17 protein-coding genes and 1 tRNA gene are annotated in these 17,426 nt (G+C 64.9%); 8 read left to right on the plus strand and 10 right to left on the minus strand.

What is annotated here, in order from left to right; genetic code table 11:
• Positions 1-17: 17 nt before the first annotated feature.
• Both pbpC and AC0L3P_RS15400 read right to left on the minus strand, forming a co-directional pair.
• The gene (pbpC, locus tag AC0L3P_RS15395) at positions 18-2,126 is read right to left on the minus strand and encodes a penicillin-binding protein 1C (RefSeq protein ID WP_473302586.1); all 2,109 of its coding nucleotides are present in this window, start codon (positions 2,124-2,126) and stop codon (positions 18-20) included.
• A 99-nt stretch (positions 2,127-2,225) separates the two neighbouring features.
• Positions 2,226-7,430, minus strand: coding sequence for an alpha-2-macroglobulin family protein (locus AC0L3P_RS15400; protein ID WP_473302590.1), 5,205 nt, complete (start codon positions 7,428-7,430; stop codon positions 2,226-2,228).
• A 403-nt stretch (positions 7,431-7,833) separates the two neighbouring features.
• Here AC0L3P_RS15400 and AC0L3P_RS15405 point away from each other — a divergent pair.
• A tRNA-Arg gene (locus tag AC0L3P_RS15405) sits at positions 7,834-7,910 on the plus strand.
• 21 nt (positions 7,911-7,931) lie between these two features.
• Positions 7,932-8,159, plus strand: a complete 228-nt coding sequence (locus AC0L3P_RS15410; protein WP_473302592.1) for a hypothetical protein — start codon at positions 7,932-7,934, stop codon at positions 8,157-8,159.
• Positions 8,160-8,388: 229 nt separating this feature from the next.
• Here the strand turns inward: AC0L3P_RS15410 and AC0L3P_RS15415 are convergent, their stop codons facing one another.
• Together AC0L3P_RS15415 and AC0L3P_RS15420 are read right to left on the minus strand one after the other, a co-directional pair.
• On the minus strand, positions 8,389-8,754 hold the full coding sequence (locus AC0L3P_RS15415) for a hypothetical protein (protein WP_473302594.1): 366 nt from the start codon (positions 8,752-8,754) through the stop codon (positions 8,389-8,391).
• Between the two features lie 15 nt (positions 8,755-8,769).
• A complete protein-coding gene (locus tag AC0L3P_RS15420; protein ID WP_473302598.1) occupies positions 8,770-10,053 on the minus strand; it encodes a hypothetical protein in 1,284 nt (427 codons plus the stop codon).
• A gap of 137 nt (positions 10,054-10,190) precedes the next feature.
• On the opposite strand from AC0L3P_RS15420, the gene AC0L3P_RS15425 reads away from it, so the two are divergent.
• On the plus strand, positions 10,191-10,418 hold the full coding sequence (locus AC0L3P_RS15425) for a DUF2171 domain-containing protein (RefSeq protein WP_275172628.1): 228 nt from the start codon (positions 10,191-10,193) through the stop codon (positions 10,416-10,418).
• Positions 10,419-10,544: 126 nt separating this feature from the next.
• Here the strand turns inward: AC0L3P_RS15425 and AC0L3P_RS15430 are convergent, their stop codons facing one another.
• Both AC0L3P_RS15430 and AC0L3P_RS15435 read right to left on the minus strand, forming a co-directional pair.
• Positions 10,545-10,763: a hypothetical protein gene (locus AC0L3P_RS15430; protein ID WP_275172629.1), complete on the minus strand. Its 219-nt coding sequence runs from the start codon at positions 10,761-10,763 to the stop codon at positions 10,545-10,547.
• Between the two features lie 236 nt (positions 10,764-10,999).
• The gene (locus AC0L3P_RS15435; protein WP_197031201.1) at positions 11,000-11,149 is read right to left on the minus strand and encodes a hypothetical protein; all 150 of its coding nucleotides are present in this window, start codon (positions 11,147-11,149) and stop codon (positions 11,000-11,002) included.
• A 225-nt stretch (positions 11,150-11,374) separates the two neighbouring features.
• Here AC0L3P_RS15435 and AC0L3P_RS15440 point away from each other — a divergent pair, with 225 nt between their 5' ends.
• Positions 11,375-11,536 (plus strand): hypothetical protein, encoded by a 162-nt coding sequence (locus tag AC0L3P_RS15440; protein ID WP_473302601.1) that lies wholly within the window; start codon positions 11,375-11,377, stop codon positions 11,534-11,536.
• 76 nt (positions 11,537-11,612) lie between these two features.
• Here AC0L3P_RS15440 and AC0L3P_RS15445 read toward each other — a convergent pair whose 3' ends face one another.
• From AC0L3P_RS15445 to AC0L3P_RS15455, 3 genes are all read right to left on the minus strand, one after another.
• The gene (locus AC0L3P_RS15445; protein ID WP_473302603.1) at positions 11,613-12,398 is read right to left on the minus strand and encodes a hypothetical protein; all 786 of its coding nucleotides are present in this window, start codon (positions 12,396-12,398) and stop codon (positions 11,613-11,615) included.
• Positions 12,399-12,582: 184 nt separating this feature from the next.
• Complete coding sequence (locus tag AC0L3P_RS15450; RefSeq protein WP_354203523.1) at positions 12,583-12,831, minus strand: hypothetical protein; 249 nt, start codon at positions 12,829-12,831, stop codon at positions 12,583-12,585.
• 77 nt (positions 12,832-12,908) lie between these two features.
• Positions 12,909-13,145, minus strand: a complete 237-nt coding sequence (locus AC0L3P_RS15455) for a hypothetical protein (protein WP_275172632.1) — start codon at positions 13,143-13,145, stop codon at positions 12,909-12,911.
• 268 nt (positions 13,146-13,413) lie between these two features.
• Here AC0L3P_RS15455 and AC0L3P_RS15460 point away from each other — a divergent pair, with 268 nt between their 5' ends.
• A complete protein-coding gene (locus tag AC0L3P_RS15460; RefSeq protein ID WP_275172633.1) occupies positions 13,414-13,761 on the plus strand; it encodes a DUF6481 family protein in 348 nt (115 codons plus the stop codon).
• A 140-nt stretch (positions 13,762-13,901) separates the two neighbouring features.
• Here the strand turns inward: AC0L3P_RS15460 and AC0L3P_RS15465 are convergent, their stop codons facing one another.
• Positions 13,902-14,144, minus strand: coding sequence for a pentapeptide MXKDX repeat protein (locus AC0L3P_RS15465; protein WP_007591301.1), 243 nt, complete (start codon positions 14,142-14,144; stop codon positions 13,902-13,904).
• Positions 14,145-14,477: 333 nt separating this feature from the next.
• Here AC0L3P_RS15465 and AC0L3P_RS15470 point away from each other — a divergent pair, with 333 nt between their 5' ends.
• From AC0L3P_RS15470 to AC0L3P_RS15480, 3 genes are read left to right on the plus strand one after another with little or no spacing between them, the layout of a single operon-like run.
• Positions 14,478-15,500, plus strand: coding sequence for a TRAP transporter substrate-binding protein (locus AC0L3P_RS15470; protein ID WP_007610177.1), 1,023 nt, complete (start codon positions 14,478-14,480; stop codon positions 15,498-15,500).
• Positions 15,497-16,048, plus strand: a complete 552-nt coding sequence (locus AC0L3P_RS15475; RefSeq protein ID WP_473302609.1) for a TRAP transporter small permease — start codon at positions 15,497-15,499, stop codon at positions 16,046-16,048. The genes AC0L3P_RS15470 and AC0L3P_RS15475 overlap by 4 nt, the downstream gene beginning before the upstream one ends.
• Positions 16,045-17,403, plus strand: coding sequence for a TRAP transporter large permease (locus AC0L3P_RS15480; protein WP_063994346.1), 1,359 nt, complete (start codon positions 16,045-16,047; stop codon positions 17,401-17,403). Before AC0L3P_RS15475 ends, AC0L3P_RS15480 begins: the two co-directional genes overlap by 4 nt.
• The last annotated feature ends 23 nt before the right edge of the window (positions 17,404-17,426 follow it).

Below are 17,426 nucleotides of genomic sequence, written 5' to 3' on the forward strand. Positions count from 1 at the left end.
AACCGCTTGCGGCAGGATCACTGAATTCGAATGACAACTGTGTCCGCGGCGCCCGTGGCATCGATGACCGTCAGCCGCGCAAAGCCCGGACCGGGCGGATCGATCAGCCGCTGGCGCCGTCCGTCGATCTCGCCCTGCGCCGTTCCGTTAACCATGACGGTCATGGGCAGAACGCCGCCGGCGACCTTGACTGGCATGGCTGCGCCACCTTCGCCACCTGAGCGATCGACATCGATCCGCGAGCCGTTCAGCGGAAACTGGATGTGCAGGGCCTGTTCGCCCCCGGTTCGCACTAGGTCTCCGACCGGGCGGAACCGCCTCAACGGCAACGGCAGCTTGGCGTTACTGGCAACGAGAGTTCCTTTCGGCGGCTTCGGCAACGGGAGGAGCGTCTTTCCGGTCCGGGCGAAGGCGTCGAACAGAATGGGCGCGGCGGCGACGCGCCCAATCAGGCCCGGAACCGGCGCACCGTCGGGCCGACCGACCCAGACGCCGATGGTCATGCGCCCGTCGAAGCCCATCGACCATGCGTCGCGGTAGCCATAGGAGGTGCCGGTCTTGAAAGCGATGCGGTTGTGAGCCGCGTTCTCCGGCGGCGGGGTGCCGAGCAGCACATTACCCACTTGCCAGGCCGCGACCTGATCGAGCAGCCGCAGCGGCTCGCGGTCGTCCCTGTCGTTCATGATCTCGCGCAGTGGCCTGGTGGTGCCGAGCCGGGCGAAGCCAGCATAGAGCTGGGCGAGGTCCTGCAGCGTCACGCCGACGCCGCCAAGGCCCATGGCAAGTCCCGGCGCCTCGTCCTTGGGCAGCACCAGATTGCCACCGGCCTGGCGCAGCCGCGAGGCCAGCCGGCTTGCGCCGACGCGGTCCAGCAGCACGATCGCGGGCACGTTCAGCGACAGCTGCAGCGCCTTCTTCACCGGCACCGTGCCCTGGAACGTCATGTCGAAATTTTCCGGCGCGTAGGAGCCGAAGCGCGCGGGCCGATCGTCGATCAGACTGTCGGGATGAACAAAACCGTCCTCGAAGGCGAGCCCGTAGATGAACGGTTTCAGCGTCGAGCCCGGCGAGCGGACTGCGCGGGTCATGTCGACCTGCCCTGCCCGGCGCTCGTCGAAATAATCCGCCGAGCCGACGCGGGCGAGCACGTCGCCGCTCTCATTGTCGACGACGATGATGCCGACCGAGATGTTCGGCCCCAACGCAAAGGCACGGTCGCGCGCCAGCGGCTCCAGCACCTTTTGCAGGTTGGCATCGAGCGTCAGCTTGATGACGGGCGCGTCCTTGACCGTCGCAAGCGCCGCATCGGAGGCATGCGGCGCCAGGATCGGCATCGGCTTGCGCAGTTTCGGCACGGGAACGGCCTTGGCCTGCTTCGCATCATCGAGGCTGATCTGTTGCTCCTCGACCATGCGGTCGAGTACGCGGTCACGCGCCTTGCGCGCCGCATCGGGATGGCGATCGAGCCTGCGGGTCTCCGGCGATTGCGGCAGCGCGACCAGCAACGCCGCTTCAGCCAGCGACAATCGCTTCGGCTCCTTGCCGAGATAGGCGATCGAAGCGGCCCGAATGCCTTCGAGGTTGCCGCCGTAAGGCGCGAGCGCCAGATAGAGATCGAGGATCTCGCTCTTGCTCAAGCTGCGCTCGATCTCGATCGCTCGCACCATTTGCCGCAGCTTTGCATAGAGCGAGCGCTGCCGGCGCGGCTCCATCAGCCGCGCGAGCTGCATCGAGATGGTCGAGCCGCCCGAGACGATGTGGCCCCGCGTCCCAAGCTGAAACGCAGCGCGCCCCAGCGCCAGCGGGTCGATGCCGTCATGTGCGTAAAAGCGCTGGTCCTCATAGGCGAGCAGCAGCTTCAGATAGGTCGGATCGACGTTCGTTTTGGTCTCGACCGGCAGCCGCCAGCGCCCGTCCGCCATCGCATAGGCGCGCAGCAGCTTGCCGTTGCGATCGACGATGGTGGTGGAAACCTGGCGGGCTTCGTCGAAAGGCAGCGGACCGAGGGAGTAAACCCACGCGACGAAGCCGACGATGGTGAGGATGAGGGCGAAGGCGGCTATCGACAGAACGCGACGGCCCCATCTCCGCACTCCGTCATGGCCGGGCTCGTCCCGGCCATCCACGTTCTTGCTCGCGGCACCACAGTCCGTGGATGCCCGGGACAAGCCCGGGCATGACGACGGAGATTGTGGCCCGTACGGAGCGTCAGTCATTCCAAACACTCACTTGGCCGCCCGCACCTCGACCGTGCCGGTCCCGGTGCGACCGTAGCGCGAGGGATTGTACATGTCCTCGACATAGGCCTGCGGCAGCACGTATTTGCCGGGCGAGACCACACGCACGACATAGGCCACCGTGAAGACCGCCTTGGAATCGGAGGCCCGGTCGACGGCCGCCGTGAAGCGGTCGTCGCGGAACTCGGTATCCTCGGGCTCTTCGCCATCCTCGATCCAGCCCAGCGTGCCGCTGTCGCCCGACGACACCAGTTTTGGATTGTCGATCTCCAGACCGGCCGGCAGATAGTCGGACACCATGATGTGACCGTACTCGGGCTTGGCCTCAGTGATCTTCAGCACCACGGCGAAGCGGTCGTTCTGCTTGACCTTGCTGATGTCGGCGGGCTTGCCGTCGAGCGTGAAGAAACTGCGCTCGATCTTGAAGCCGTTCGATGCCGCAGGCTCCGGCGTCACCGGCGACCCCGACACCGAGACCACCGCCTGCACTGGGGCGTCTCCGGTGTTGGTGATCTTCAGCGGCTTGCCTTCCAAAGTGGCGGCCTTGTAGCTGCGGTACAGCGCGGTCTTGACCGGTTGGCCGTCGACTTCCATCGACAGGTTCTCCTTGGCGAGCGCGCGTGCCGCCAGCACCAGCCACGCATTCTCCTGCGTGGAGGTGTAGGGCGTCAGCCCGCGCGCGGTCTCGACCCGCGAGACCGCCTGCGTCAGCGTTGCCTTCGGCGCATTGCCTTCACTGGCAAGCGACACCAGCGCTGCGGCATCGCGGAGCTGCGAGCCGTAGTCGGTGCGTCCGAACTCCAGAACAGGTTTTGGCGCGAGACTGTCGAGCGCGGCGCCATAGACTCGCTCCGCGCGATTGCGGTCACCGACCAGCGCGAGCGCCGCGGCGAGCTGCGATTTCGCGATGGGAGTTGCGAGGTTGCTCAGCTTGGTGTCGGCGAGATAGCGGAGGTCACCGATCGGCGCCGCGCCGTTGCGCGCCAGCACATAGAGGCCGTAGGCGAGATCGCGGCCGCCGTCCTTCTCCGGCTCGTTGCCGTTGACGACGGAGTTGCGGATACGATCCAGCGCGGTCTTGAACAGTACGTCCGGCACCACAAAGCCCTTTTCGCGGGCGCGGGTCAGGAAGTCCGTCACATACGCGTCGAGCCAGGCGTCGTCACCGCCTGCCGACCACAGCCCAAACGAGCCGTTCGAGCCCTGGCGCGCCAAGAGCCGCTCGATGGCGTCGCGGATGCGCTGGTCGACCTCGGTGTCCATGGCCAGATGCGCGCCGGCCGCGAGCTCGTTGACATAGAGCAACGGCATCGCGCGGCTGGTGATCTGCTCCGAACAGCCATAGGGATAGCGGTCGAGCGCTTTAAGGATCGTCGCCGCATCGAGCGCAGCCGACAGGCTGGCCGAGACCGAGACGCTGCCGGTACCCGGCACGAGATCGGCGAACATATCCGAGGTCAACGTCAGGCTCTCGCCCTTCGCCAGCGTCCGGATCGAGCGCCGCGCCAGGACTTGCGTCGCCGCCTTGACGTCGAGCGCATAATGGCGCGCCAGCGCCAGGCCATTCGGCCCCTTGATGTCGACGTCGAGCGTCGCCTGCCCCGCCGCCGTCGCGTCGATGGCGAGCGTGAACGAATTCCGCTGCTTGGCGGCGAGCTTAACCGTTGTTGCGGGATTGCCGGTCATCTTTACCGGGCCGCCGGTCTTCACGTTGATGACGTAATCGCCGGCCAGCCCTTCGACATTGTCGATCTCGAGATTGACCGTGCCGTGGTCGCCGTTGAGCAGGAAGCGCGGCAGGGTCGTGGTCAGCACCACGGGATCGCGGATCACTACGTCCGTGTTGGCGCGACCGAGCTTGGTCGCGGTCCACGCCACCGCCATCACGCGCGCGGTGCCGGCGAACTCCGGAATATCGAAGCTCACTTCCGCCGTGCCGTCGGCAGCGACGGTGACGATGCCCGAATAGAGCGCGAGCGGCTTTTGCGCGGGCGGCGAGCCCTGGAGCTCGGCGGCACCGGCGTCGCCCCCGGACTTGATCTGCCCGCGCGTGCCCGACATGCCGTCGATGAGTTGCCCATAGAGGTCGCGGATCTCCGCGCTCAGGCGGCGCTGGCCGAGATAGTAGTCGTCCGGTGCCGGTGGCTTGTAATTGGTGAGGTTGAGGATGCCGACATCGACCGCAGCGATCACGATCTTGGCGTCTTCGCCCGGATTGAGCCCGTCAAGCTTGACCGGGATCTTCAACATTGCATTCGGCCGGATCAGTGCCGGCGGCGTCAGCTTCACCTGCAATGTGCGGGTCTGCTTGTCGATGCCGAACCATTTCAGTCCGATCGCACGGCCCGGCATGCGTTGCGCGGCCGCATCGAGCGGCCGGCGCAGCGTCGCGACCACATAGGCGCCGGTGCCCCAGTCCTTGCCGACCGGGAGCTTCACCTGCGCGGTGCCTTCCTTGACGTCGATGGTCTGCGTCGTCAGCAGGCGATCGCCGAGCACGTTGACGGTCAGCTTGCCGGCGCTGCGGACGTTGACCGACACGGTCATCGTGTCGCCCGAGGCGTATTGCGGCTTGTCGATCGAGGTCTCCAGGAGGTCCGGCGTGTCGGCGCTGCCGTCGGAATACCAGCCGACGTCGAACTGCACCGAGGTCACGGGGCCGTCGGCGTCGTTCGACTTCACGTCCAACCGGTAGCGGCCGGGCTTTGGGGTCAGCGAAATTCGCGACGGCTTGTCCGCGGCGACGGTCACGTCGCCGTCAGAGACGCGCGAGGTCGATTTGACCGGCTCGTACTCCCAGTAATTGCTCTGGCGATACCATTGGTAGCGCGACTCCATCTTCAGGAGCTCGTAGCGCAGGCCGTCGCGGCGAAGCCTCTCACCCTCAGGCGAGACGAACACGACATCGAACTCGGCCTTGTCGCCCTCGGCGACGTTCTTGTCGCCGAAGAGCGGCTTGATGCCGATCATGGCGGCAGCAGGCGCGACCGGCAGCACGATCCTGCGTTCGACGGCGCGGCCGCCGGTCTCGACCATGCGGACGAAGATCTGCGCCTCCTGCGGCCGCGTCGAGGCCGGCTGCTTGTCGAGCGTGACCGGGAAGGTCGCAACGCCGTTGGCGCCAGCTTCCGGCAGGTTCTCCAGCGGCGTGCGCTCGTTCGAGGAGGTCTCCTCGTCGGCGACGCCGAACTGGTAACCGGCGAAGCCCGGCCGCTCGGACGCGGGCGCGACCAGCATGTCGCCTTCGAGCGCCAGCCCGGAGGCCGGCGCGCCATAGAGGAAATGACCGTCCGCCTTAAGCTCCACTGGAGCGTTAGCTTTGATCAGCTTGTCCTTGGCAGACAAGTCGAATTCGATCCGGTCAGGGACGTAGTCCTCGACCATGAAAGTGGTCTCGCCGACCGAAGACCCCTTCGGATCGGTGAAGGCGCGCACCCGCCAGGTCCCGGTTGGGACAGCCGGGTTGAGCGGCAGGGACAAGGTGCGCCCGCCGGCGCCCTGGTCGGCCAGCACGGCGCGACGGTATTCGACGCCGTCGGGGCGCTCGATCACCAGGGTCATCGGCCCGCCGCTGACGGCATTGCCCTGCCCGTCGCGCAACAGCGCCGTGAGATAGACGGTCTCGCTGGAGCGGTAGACCCCGCGCTCGGCATAGACGAAGGCGTCGGCGCCCGCAGGCACGGCCCTGCCCGAAACGCCGCGGTCGGACAGGTCGAAGGCCGAAGATTTGAGGCTGAGGAAGGCATAGTCGGCCTTCTCGCCGGTCACGGTGAGCATCGCCGGCGACAGGCCGCCCTCGCCGCGCGCAAGCCCCGCCTCGAACAGCAAATGGCCGCTCTCATCGGTCTTGCGGGTGGCCAAGATCTCGTTGTTGCGCGCGACCAGCCGCACCTCGGCTTTGCCGACCGGATCGGTCGAGGCCAGCGAATTCACGAAGACATGGATGCCGTCATTGCCGGAATAGGCCGTGACGCCGAGATCGGAGACGATGAACCATTGCGTGGCGAGCTGGTAGTCGTCGTCCGAGCCCGGCCCCTTGGCCGCGGCCGTCATGACGTAGACGCCGGGCTGGAGCTCGCCGAGCGCCTGATCGACCGGGAACGCGGTGGTGACGTCCTGGTTCAGCGTCATCGCGGTCGCAAGCTCGCCGGTCCAGACCTTCACGCCGCGCTCGCCGCCGAGATCGCTGAGCTGGTATTTCGATAGCGTCTTCTGGAAATCGCTGTCGACCACCGTGTTGATCAAATTGCGGTCGCCGATCCGGAACACGTTGATGTTGACGGCTGGCGTGTTGACGCTGACGACGGGAATGCCGCGCTGGCCCGTCCTCGGCAGCACATAGGCACGACTGGTGAAGCGCACGAAGGGCTTGCGGTCGCGCACATAGACGTTGAACTCGGCCGATTTCGGCAGGCCTTCCTTCACGGTGGACGGCAGGCCGGCGCGCAAATTGATGTTGTAGCGCTCGCCATGCTTCAGCCCGTCGACGCAGAGCTGCTTGCCCTCGGCCGATAGCGCCGGTTTGTCCTGGCCCGCCAGCGCGAGGTACGGCGCGAAATCGGTGCGTTTTGCCAGCTCCTCCGAGAACTGGAAGCAGGCGCGCGGACTGGCGGAGTCCGAGTCCACGGTGTAGTCGAGCAGCCGAAAACCGTGCTCGTCGCGCATCTTCTCATATTGGCCGCGGACGTCGGCGACCTCGCGCATCTCGAGGGAGAGTCGCAGCGCATCCAGCGCCGGCCGCCACAACTTGCGTTCGGACAGCGACTTGCCGAGCACCGCGAGCGCATCGGCCTCCTCGCCCGCATTACCGGCGCGCTGGTAAGCGATGTAGGCGGCAGTCGAGGCGCGCTCCAGCAGGAACGTCTGCTCGCTCGAGCTCTTCGGCGATATCTGGAAGATGACTTTCGCCAGGCGCAGCCAGTTGCCTGCGTCCTCCGGCGTGGTCGCCGCGATCTGGCCGAGCACCGACAGGCCGGTGCGGTAGTCGTTGCGCCGGAAGGCAGCATCGGCATCGGTGCGCAAGCTCGCGCCGCTCTTGGCGACCGGCCCCGCTTCGCCCTTGATCTGCGCCTCCAGCTTGATCGCGGAATCGGCGAGGTCGTCCCGTTTGAAGGCTTTGTCGGCGGCCTGCGCTACGCTAAGGCCGAACGCCAGCGTGGCGCAGAGGGTGACGGCGCGAACAAGACCGATCATGGATGGACTCCCGGAAATCGCGGACGAACGCCGCTTGTCGCATGAAATGCGTGGAAAGGTGACGGACTCAAGGCGATGGAACCAAAGCTGCAAACCGTCGCATTCGCCATGACAAGGCACGCCCAGAGGAGACCGATCAAGCTACCGCCGCGCACGCCGTCCTGATGGCGCAGCAATACCCGACCAGTCGTCCGGCGGCCGTGTCCCGGAAGCTGGCCAGCGTTCCCGGCGATGTGATCCATCGTCCAGTCCGCTGCCGCTCAACCCGGCACCCTGACACCCCACCGTTCCGCTTTGTCGCGGCTTCGAGGAAAACGGTTCGGTTCAGGCTTGGCGAAAGACGATATTTTTCATAATGGCATGGTAGATGAACAGCCGGCCCCCAACCAGGGCGGCTCAAGACGGTCCCGTAGCTCAACTGGATAGAGCATCAGATTTCTACTCTGAGGGTTGCAGGTTCGATTCCTGCCGGGATCGCCATTTCAGTCTCAAGCGTTCATCGTGAGCCCGGTCTACGATGCGCGCCTGCAGAATCCACCGTCCTTCACGAACGCGTGGGTCGCCTCGCTCCGGGCTTTGATCTTGGCAAACGAGCCCTATCTATCCGCCGAGCGACGTGCGCCCGATAAGGACTTCGATGCCACTATCCGACTTGGCGAGAATGGCTATCGCATCTGCGGTGGCGATTGTGGCAATATCGTTCCTGGCAATATCGTTCCTGGCAGTTGACGCGGGAGTCGTGAACTCCGGCGTCATCACAAGGCCCATCGCGACAGCGCGGGCTTCCATCGCGGACGCGGCGGCCAGTCAGCATCAACTCGCCTTCGCCCTTCAGGCATGGACGCGTCGCGGCCACCAGAAGCCGGCCGTGGAAGAATGCTTGGCGATCGATTGAAATAGCGCAGCTTGTCGCCGCTTTCGTTTCGCGGATGTATGCGCAACGTAACAATCATGTTTGTTACAGGCCATTATTCCCCCGGATGAAGATCGTCCAAATCCAGCCGAACAGTGCGCTCAAGGCGGCGACCGATGCGGCGATGGCCGCGGTCCGGGTCCACCAGATCTGCCGCTCGTGCCGTTCGATATCCGCCTCGGATTTTTGATTATCTTTCCAGTTCAGCCATTCCTGGGCGAACCCGATCGTCATGACGGGCGCGGTTCCGATCGCAATCGCTCCTGCGGATGCCGCGTCGGTCCGGGCTAGCCGCGCTCGGACGTTGGCTGCACCCGTCTTTTCAAGCACCGCAAGCCATTGCTGGGACTGTTCGTCTGAAACATGCCACGTGCATTCCCTGTAAGGAAACGCGTTCGATCGCTCTGTCATGGCCTTGCACCGTACTCACCCTTCAGTCTCGCCCTGATGTCGCGCCCACCACCCGGCAATCGCCGCCGCGAGATCCTTCCATAACGCGGTGGGCAAATCCGGCACGGCGACCCGGACGCTGTACCGATCCTTGGTCGCGTCGTGAAACCACTCGGTCGCCGCGAAATCGAAACCAAAACTGCCGGCGTGGCGAATGGGGAAGCCTTTGCCGCTGAGGTCGCGGCTCATGTCGTCGGCGGCCTGCCGCGCGGTCGCCTCGTCGAGGGCGCGCCTGCCGCGAAGCGTGACATAGAGGCCGTGGGTGAAATGCAGCTCGGCCGAGAGCGAAGCGAGCTCGGAGGCGAAATATCGCGCCGTGTGGCGACCGTTGCGCAGGATCGCCGCGACGCGCCTTTTCGTCAGCGCCCAATAGCCCGCTGAGCCCACGAATGGCGGGAAGTGCGCCGGCAACGCCGCGCCACCGAGAAGCCGGACGGCATTGCGGGTTTCCGCCGCCAGGCTTTCGGACAGCAGCTGGCCTGCCTTGAGGTCCTTCCGGCTCCAATGCACAAACACGGCAGAGCCGAGCCGGCCGTATTCCACCCCGAGCGAATCCAGCTTGTTGTGGCTTCGCACCAACACGACGGGAATGTCCCATCGCGCGGCCCATCTCAGGACGCGCCGGATGCGCCCCGATCTGCCGGCGAAACATGTCGTGTCGAAAATCAACAGATCGAGCCCCGAACCGTCGCAACGCAAAGCCGCTTCGAACGCCCCGGCAGGAGCGCATGAATCCAGCAGGAGAAGCCGTGGCGAGGCTGCCGCAGCGAACGCTTCGGCCAGCGGCAGTCTGGCGGTGACAAGTCGCAAATGGGGGACGAGGCTCTCGATCAACTCCAGTGTCTCGCCGTATGTGCCCGGCAGCACCACGATGTCCGCCTTGCCGGTGATTCGTGCGGACGCGAGCAGCAGCGCGGAGATCGCGGCCATGCCGGATGCGGTATAGATCGCCTCGCTCCGGCAGCCGCGCTCGAGTTCATAGAACGAGGGACCGCGGACCTTGAGGTCCGCGCGCTGATAATCGTAGCTGAACACGAACGGACCGCTGGTGGGAGACGCCGCGTGCGACCAGGCGGTCTCCGTCGCCTTCCAGTCCTGCAGCGCATGCTCCGCGCGCAGCGCGGCGGCGAGCCGAAATTTGGAGTCCACGACCTCGTCGACCGATTGCGGCCGAGCCAAATGCAGCGGGCTCCTCAGGCAATCGTTCAGCAGCCCGATTTCCCTGTGCTTTCGTTCGAGATAGGCCTCGGAGGTCTCCATGCGGATATTGATAACGGTCCTGGCAATTGCGGTTGCCTTTCAACGCTCGGCGAACGCATTGGCTCCAGACAGTCGACCCCGCTCGTCCTTGCAACGAAGACCGGTCCTCGCCGTTGACACTTCACAAGGAGAACATCATGAGCGAGATCAGAGAGCATATGAAGATCATCGGCAAGGACGGCGCGCCTGTCGGCACCGTCGACCGCGTCGAGGGAAACCGCATCAAGCTGACGCGGAAGGACAGCCCGGAAGGTCACAAGGACCATCATCATTACATCGACACGAAATATGTGGGTGCCGTCGAAGGCGATATCGTTAAGCTTTCGGTCAATGCCGACGCGGTGCCGAAGTCGGAAGCAGCCTGAGTCAGCAAATTTCCCCGGAGGCTTTTTGTTTGTTCACGGTCCTGCTCCGCTTCGTTCCGCGAAACGAATCGCGATCGGAAAATCGTCGTCCGAACAAGTCTTAACGTCGCGTTTCTGCGACTCTCGTCAGGCGTCGAGCGTCACGAGTACGGGCCGCAAGCGGTAGGCGTCGATCGCGGCGTTGGACAGCAGCAACCGTCGGCGTTCGCCACCCCGCATCATGCGGTCGATCCTGTTCAGGATGAACCGGGCCGCGTCCCTGCGCTCGCCAGTAAGCAGGCCGGATTGGTCGAGATATTTCCAGGCAATCTCGAAGGACTCTGCGCGCAACTCGGGATCGTTCATAGCGGCTCAACGTCGGCGAGGAACCGACGTTCCATCGGCAAGATGCGCCTCCCCGGCCGGCCTTCATGATCTCGCGCGAAAAGGATTGAGGAGGCGCGGAACGAACCTCCGGTCGGCGCGTTCGCTATCGAGTGATGCCGATTTGCCAGCCCCGATCGGCTCTCGAGAACCCCGTGCTTGTCCCCCCGAGCACGGGGTTTTTCTGTGAATACGGGTATCGTCGTGAGAGCGTGGGCTCAGTCCGTCCGCTCTTCGCGCCGGTCGCGGGCGAGTTGATGCCAGGCCAGAGCCAGCTCGATGAGACGTTGCCGGTCGGGGCCTTCGGCCGCCACGGCGCGCTTCATCGCCGCCTCGGCTTCGTGCTGTGGATCGTACTTGGTACACATGAAGCCAATTCTAGCCGGACGATCTGGACAAGCGCGTGGCATTTTCGTCCGTATGATTGCGGGGTAAATGCCGTCCTCGGACATTTGCGACTCGATCCAGTTCACGCATCTGCCTGGCCTTGATGCGCACCGATCTGTGAAGTGCGTCACAGCCGGCGCCCGGCGCCTCCGCTAAACAGTCCTCAGCGCTCTCAGGAGCGAGAAGGCATGGGAGGTGGTCCCGTCATGACACAAGAAGCCGCAGCCGAAATTGCCGTCCCGACGCGACGCGAAAAATCCGATCCGCTCGGCATCGCATATCTTGCGACCATCGGTATCGTGATGCTGGCCTGGATCGCAGGCCTGGTCTGGGCCGCGATCGCGTTCTTCAGCTGGCTGGTGTCCTGACGCGCGCGGCCACGCCACAAACGAAAAGAGGCGGACTTTTCATCCGCCTCTTCGCATCAGGTCTTGCCTGGAGTGCTCAGTAACACGCGCGAGGGTCGGCCTGCACATACTGGCCGCTCGGATAGCGGTAGTAGCAGTTGCCCTGGGCCAGATAGTAGCCAGGACGCGAAGCAGCCGTCGCGCCGGCGATCGCGCCGGTGGCACCACCGATCACGGCGCCTGCGGCCGCACCCGAGGCGTTGCCCGAGATCAGGCCGCCCAGCAGGCCGCCAACGATGGCGCCGCCAAGCGCGCTCGCGCCGGGATCGGCCGGTGGCGGTGGCGGCGGTTCATAGGCGACCGGCGGCGGGGCGTAGGCCACCGGCACGTCGTCGTAATAGTCCTCCGAGATGTAGGCCGGCGGGCCGGCCATCCGCTGCGGATAATAATACCGCGCGCCGCCGACATCCCACCACCAGCCGGAGCGGCCGTTGTGGACTTCGTGGCGCCAGCGTCCGCCATCCCAGGCGAGATGGCCGCGATAGCTGTGTCCGCCCCAATCGCGCGCCGGTGCGGGCCCCCTGGCGTAATTGCGTCCGGGCGGTGGACCGCCGGCATTGCGCGGCGCAGGACCTGGACCTGGACCTGCATGTCCAGGACCGCCGGCGTGAGGCTGGCCGCCGGGCTGTGGCGCGGGCCGGGCGGCCTGCTGCGGCGGCGGACCCTTGCGCATGTTCTGAGGCGGAGCACTGGCGCCCGGTCCGGCCGATGGCTGGGCGGCGTCTCTCGGCGGCCTGGCCTCCTGAGCCTGCGCCGGGACGGCGAGCATCGACATCGCCGAAACCAAGGGAATGATGATCTTGATGCGACTGGACGCACTCATGCGTGCTTGCCCCCTACTCTCTCGATTGCGGTCAATGGCCGTGATGCCTGGCGCGATAGACGATTCGGCTCGCGCTGAGCTGATGCCGGCTGACATGACTGACCTGCTTTGGTCGCCCAAGTCCCGTTACAAATGATTAAGATCGCGACATTTTTTCGTCCGCGCGGGCCGCGCTGGAGTGCTTCTAGCGGGCCGGCTCGATCACGTTGCAGTTGCTTCGCCCGGACATCAGGCAGTCCTGCATCTTGCTGGCCGAGGTGAGATCGCGGGCGAGCCACCAGCCGACGCCGAGGATCACGATCGCGATGATCAAGCCCGCAATGGCGCCGCGGCGGTTGTCACCGGATTGAGGTTTTGGAGGGGATTTGGGCTTCGCGCCCGGTTCGGGCTTACGTTCGGACTTTGCTTCGGACTTTGCTTCGGACTTGGACATAGCTGGCCGATCACGGGGGCGAGCGGGCTTTATCACCTCTGCGGCGTGGCGTCACATCTCGCCCAAGCTTCTCCCGGTTAGCCTCGGGTGGGCCGGATCGCTTCCTTGCGCGAGGTTTCGACCGCCGGGATCGCCTGCTGGACCCGCGGTGCGCAGGTCGTGAGCACGAACGCGGTCTGGGTGCATTCCCAATCTGCGCCCAGGACGGCACTTTCGATCGGCTGCGGCCGGGCGAGGAGCAGCGTGGCACCGGCCAGGGCTGCCACCGTGACGGCGATTGCGAGCGCCTTCACGCTTAGTCTTGAGATCGTCATACCCGTGCTCCGCGTCTCATACCGGGCGGGACGCTAGGCACCGCCCTGGTGCCCCCGTATGAGGGACATCACAATTCGGCAGTTTTTCGGGGCTACGAGAGATCGTCGGGGGCGGCGATTTTCGTCTACCTGATCGGCTGCGATTATAGGTGGCATCACGGCGCGCGCCGATGTACACGCATCTGCGTCGCGCGGCGCCCGCTATGCCCAGCCGACGTACCAACAGGCAGTGATGTAGGATCGAAAGCGAGGATGACAAGGTTCGCCGATGAGTGGATTTAGGGAACCAGGCTTCTCCGACCGACAAAAGGCGGCACAGGAAGCACGCAAGAACCTTTTGAACAAATTCAAGTCGCAGCCAGGGCCGGATGATCCGGCGGTTGTGGCGAAGCGTGCGGAGCGCGAGGCCCTTGCGGCCAAGCGCGCCGAGGCAAAGGCTGCGCGAGAGACTGAAAAGGCCGAGCAGAAGCGCCTTCAAGAAGAGGCTGCCGCGCTCGAATCCGCGCGGATCGCCCGCGAAGCCGAAGAAGCCGTCGCGAAGGCGGCCGAAGCCGAGGCCGAGCAAAAGGCCAAGCGAGACGCTCGCTACGCCGCCCGCAAGGCGAAGCGCAAGTAACGTTCGCAAGTCTAACGCTCGCAAGTCACGTTCAATTGAATTTGGACTGAAACGACACTCTGGGGGGCGGTCATACGTGACCGCCCCCGGATTTTTGGCGCGCGTCTGTCTGTCGCAAGCGCCTCCTCGACGATGGAAGATCAGTGCTTCTTCATCATCCCGTCGTCTTTCTTCATCCCGTCCTTCGACATCGTGTCCTTCTTCATGCCGTCGTCCTTGGACATGGTGTCCTTCTTCATGCCGTCCTTGGACATCGTGTCCTTTTTCATCATGCCGTCATCCTTGCCCATCTTGTCCTGGGCAAAAGCGGCCGGCGACAGCGCGAGGCCGAGCGAGAGAACGGCCGCCGAAACGCCGAGCGCGATGCGGGTACGAATGGTCATGACTGGTCTTCCCTTCGAGATGGATGTTTGTCAGCGACGGACGCCGCTATCTGATCTCGACGGATTGCCACGGGGCGTTGTTACGCGGCCGCTGATAAATTTCTGCGCGCCCGCCGCCGTCCTTCGTGCGGCGGATGCCAGAGATCGGGTGTGTGCAACGCAACATAGCCGCCTCTTGCCGCGGCATTCGGTCTCGAACTATCAGACTAGAGAACATTGTCTGAAAGACCGGCTAGGATAGGCCTCAGCACGGTCTCAAAGACCAACCCAAAATCACGGCAAACAAGAACCCTCCAAAGAACCGTTCAAAAAACCGCCCAAGGGAATCACACCATGCTCACGCGCCGCCACCTGATCGCGACTGCCGTCGCCGCACCCGCCATTCTCCGTTTCGGCACCGGCACCGCGCATGCCGCGACCACGCTGAAGATCTCGCATCAGTTCCCGGGCGGCACCGTCGACAAGGGCGATTTCCGCGACCGGCTCTGCCGCATGTTCGCCGCTGAAGTCGCCAAGCGCAGCAACGGCGACATCGCCGCCGAGATCTATCCGAACTCCTCGCTGATCAAGACCAACGCGCAGTTCTCCGCGATGCGCAAGGGCGCGCTCGACATCAGCCTCTATCCGATGCCCTATGCCGGCGGCGAATTGCCGGAAACCAATATCGGCCTGATGCCGGGCCTCGTCACCACCTACGACCAGGGCATGCGCTGGAAGAAGGAGCCCGTCGGCAAGGCGTTGACCGACTTCCTCGCCGACAAGGGCATCATCCTGCTCAGCTGGGTATGGCAGGCCGGCGGCGTCGCCAGCCGCTCCAAGCCGATCGTGGCCCCCGAAGATGCCAAGGGTCTCAAGGTGCGCGGCGGCTCGCGCGAGATGGACATGGTGCTGCAGACCGCCGGCGCCTCGGTGCTGTCGGTGCCCTCGAACGAAATCTACGCAGCGATGCAGACCGGTGCCTGCGATGCCGGCATCACCTCTTCGACCAGCCTGATCTCGTTCCGCCTCGAAGAAGTCGCGAAATCGCTCACCTCTGGCGCAGGCGCGTCCTATTGGTTCATGCTCGAGCCGCTTATGATGTCGAAGGCGATCTTCGACAAGCTGCCGAAGAACCAGCAGGACATCCTGCTCGCGGTCGGCACCGAGCTCGAAGCATTCGGCCGCAAGGGCGCGCAGGACGACGACGTCGAGGTCGCCAAGGTCTACGAGAAGGCCGGCGCCAAGGTCTCGGCACTCGATGCCGCAACCGTCGGCAAGTGGCGTGACATCGCCCGCGACACCGCATGGAAGGACTACGGCGCCAAGACCGCGACCTCGGCCAACCTGCTCAAGCTCGCGACCGACGTCGCCGCATGAGCCACGGTCCGCTTCCGGATCGTGACGACCAGGCCAACGCTGCCGCAAGGACCGGCCTTGCGGCGATCGATCGCGGTCTCGCCATCCTCAACAGCATCATCGTCGTGTTCGCCGCGATCGCGCTGATCGCAGCCTGCGCCATCCTGAGCTACAGCGTGCTCAGCCGCGCCTTGTTCAAGGCCGCCAATTACTGGCAGGACGAGGCGGCGGTGTTCCTGCTGGTCGGCGCCACCTTCATGACCGCCGCCTACGTGCAGCAGAACCGCGGTCACATCGGCATCGAGGCCTTCGTCGGCCTGCTCTCGCCGCTGGCGAACCGGATCAGGCTCTGGCTGGTCGATGCCGTGACGCTTCTGTTCTGCGCTTTCTTCGCCTGGAAGTCCTGGACGCTGGCGCATGAAGCCTATGTCGACGGCCAGGTCTCGAACTCGATGTGGTCGCCGCCGCTGGCGATCCCCTATTCGCTGATGGCGTTCGGCATGAGCCTGCTCTGCGTCCAGATCCTCGTGCAGCTTGCGCTGCCTTTCGCTGGAGCCAGGCGTTCATGAGCGTTTTCGGTATCGGCCTCGCGTACGGGATCGCGACGCTGGTCGTGATGTTTTCGGGCATGCCGATTGCGTTCGCGCTCGGCGCGGTCGCGGTCGTGTTCATGGGCATCTACATGCCCGCCGCCTCTCTCGATACCGTGACGCAGAACGTCTACGAGGAAATGGCCTCGATCACGCTGCTGTCGATCCCGCTCTTCATCCTGAAGGGCGCCGCGATCGGCAAGTCGCGCGCGGGCCAGGATCTCTACTCGGCTCTGCACGCCTGGCTGCACCGCGTCCCCGGCGGCCTCGGCGTCGCCAACGTGTTCGCCTGCGCGCTGTTTGCGGCGATGGCGGGCTCCTCGCCCGCAACCTGCTCGGCAATCGGCTCGGCCGGAATCCCCGAGATGCGCAAGCGCGGCTATTCCGGCGGTTTTGCCGCCGGCATCATCGCCGCCGGCGGCACGCTCGGCATCCTGCTGCCGCCGTCGATCACCATGATCCTGTTTGCGGTCGCCGCCGAAAAATCGCTGGGACGGCTGTTCCTCGCCGGCATCGGACCCGGCCTGCTGCTGGTCTCGCTGTTCGGCATCTACGCCGTGATCCGCTTCCGCCAGGAATATGCCGCGGCCGAAGCGATCTACAAGAACGGCGGCCCGGAAGCCGCGATCCTCGCCCGCGACGAGTACACGCTCGCGGAACGCTTCAGCGTGCTGCCGCGCGTGATCCCCTTCGTGCTGCTGCTCACCGGCGTCATGATCGCGCTCTATGGCGGCTACGCCACGCCATCGGAGACCGCCGGCCTTGGTGGCCTCTTGGCGCTGGCACTGATTGCGGCGATCTACAGCGTGTGGCGGCCGAGCGACCTCGCCCCGATCCTGAAATCGACGATCCGGGAATCGACGATGCTGATGATGATCATCGGCATGTCGCTGCTCTACTCCTACGTGATGAGCTATCTGCACATCTCGCAATCGGCGGCCGAATCCGTCGTCGCGATGCATCTGCCGCGCTGGGGCCTCTTGTTCGCGATCCTCGTCATGGTCGTCGTGCTCGGCTTCTTCCTACCGCCGGTCTCGATTATTCTCATGACCGCGCCGATCATCCTGCCGCCGCTCCGCGCGGCGAACTTCGACATCATCTGGTTCGGCGTCGTCATGACCATCGTGATGGAGATGGGACTGATCCATCCACCCGTCGGCCTCAACATCTTCGTCATCCGCAACGTAGCGCCCGACATTCCCTTGCGCGAGGTGATCTGGGGCACGCTGCCATTCGTGCTGCTGATGATGGTCGCGGTGCTGCTGCTGTGCTTTGTGCCGGGGATCTCGACCGCGCTGCCGGATCTGGTGATGGGGCCGGACGGGAGCAGGTAAAACTCCCGTAGGGTGGATTAGCC

Source organism: Bradyrhizobium sp. WSM4874, from assembly GCF_055811835.1.

Coding starts and splice junctions, on each gene's coding strand:
- AC0L3P_RS15455 (WP_275172632.1), bottom strand. CDS start 13,145: ATGACGATCTCAAGACTAAGCGTGAAGGCGCTCGCAATCGCCGTCACG.
- AC0L3P_RS15465 (WP_007591301.1), bottom strand. CDS start 14,144: ATGACCATTCGTACCCGCATCGCGCTCGGCGTTTCGGCGGCCGTTCTC.
- AC0L3P_RS15450 (WP_354203523.1), bottom strand. CDS start 12,831: ATGTCCAAGTCCGAAGCAAAGTCCGAAGCAAAGTCCGAACGTAAGCCC.
- AC0L3P_RS15440 (WP_473302601.1), top strand. CDS start 11,375: ATGACACAAGAAGCCGCAGCCGAAATTGCCGTCCCGACGCGACGCGAA.
- AC0L3P_RS15480 (WP_063994346.1), top strand. CDS start 16,045: ATGAGCGTTTTCGGTATCGGCCTCGCGTACGGGATCGCGACGCTGGTC.
- AC0L3P_RS15470 (WP_007610177.1), top strand. CDS start 14,478: ATGCTCACGCGCCGCCACCTGATCGCGACTGCCGTCGCCGCACCCGCC.
- AC0L3P_RS15460 (WP_275172633.1), top strand. CDS start 13,414: ATGAGTGGATTTAGGGAACCAGGCTTCTCCGACCGACAAAAGGCGGCA.
- AC0L3P_RS15445 (WP_473302603.1), bottom strand. CDS start 12,398: ATGAGTGCGTCCAGTCGCATCAAGATCATCATTCCCTTGGTTTCGGCG.
- AC0L3P_RS15475 (WP_473302609.1), top strand. CDS start 15,497: ATGAGCCACGGTCCGCTTCCGGATCGTGACGACCAGGCCAACGCTGCC.
- AC0L3P_RS15400 (WP_473302590.1), bottom strand. CDS start 7,430: ATGATCGGTCTTGTTCGCGCCGTCACCCTCTGCGCCACGCTGGCGTTC.
- AC0L3P_RS15420 (WP_473302598.1), bottom strand. CDS start 10,053: ATGGAGACCTCCGAGGCCTATCTCGAACGAAAGCACAGGGAAATCGGG.
- AC0L3P_RS15435 (WP_197031201.1), bottom strand. CDS start 11,149: ATGTGTACCAAGTACGATCCACAGCACGAAGCCGAGGCGGCGATGAAG.
- AC0L3P_RS15415 (WP_473302594.1), bottom strand. CDS start 8,754: ATGACAGAGCGATCGAACGCGTTTCCTTACAGGGAATGCACGTGGCAT.
- AC0L3P_RS15425 (WP_275172628.1), top strand. CDS start 10,191: ATGAGCGAGATCAGAGAGCATATGAAGATCATCGGCAAGGACGGCGCG.
- AC0L3P_RS15430 (WP_275172629.1), bottom strand. CDS start 10,763: ATGAACGATCCCGAGTTGCGCGCAGAGTCCTTCGAGATTGCCTGGAAA.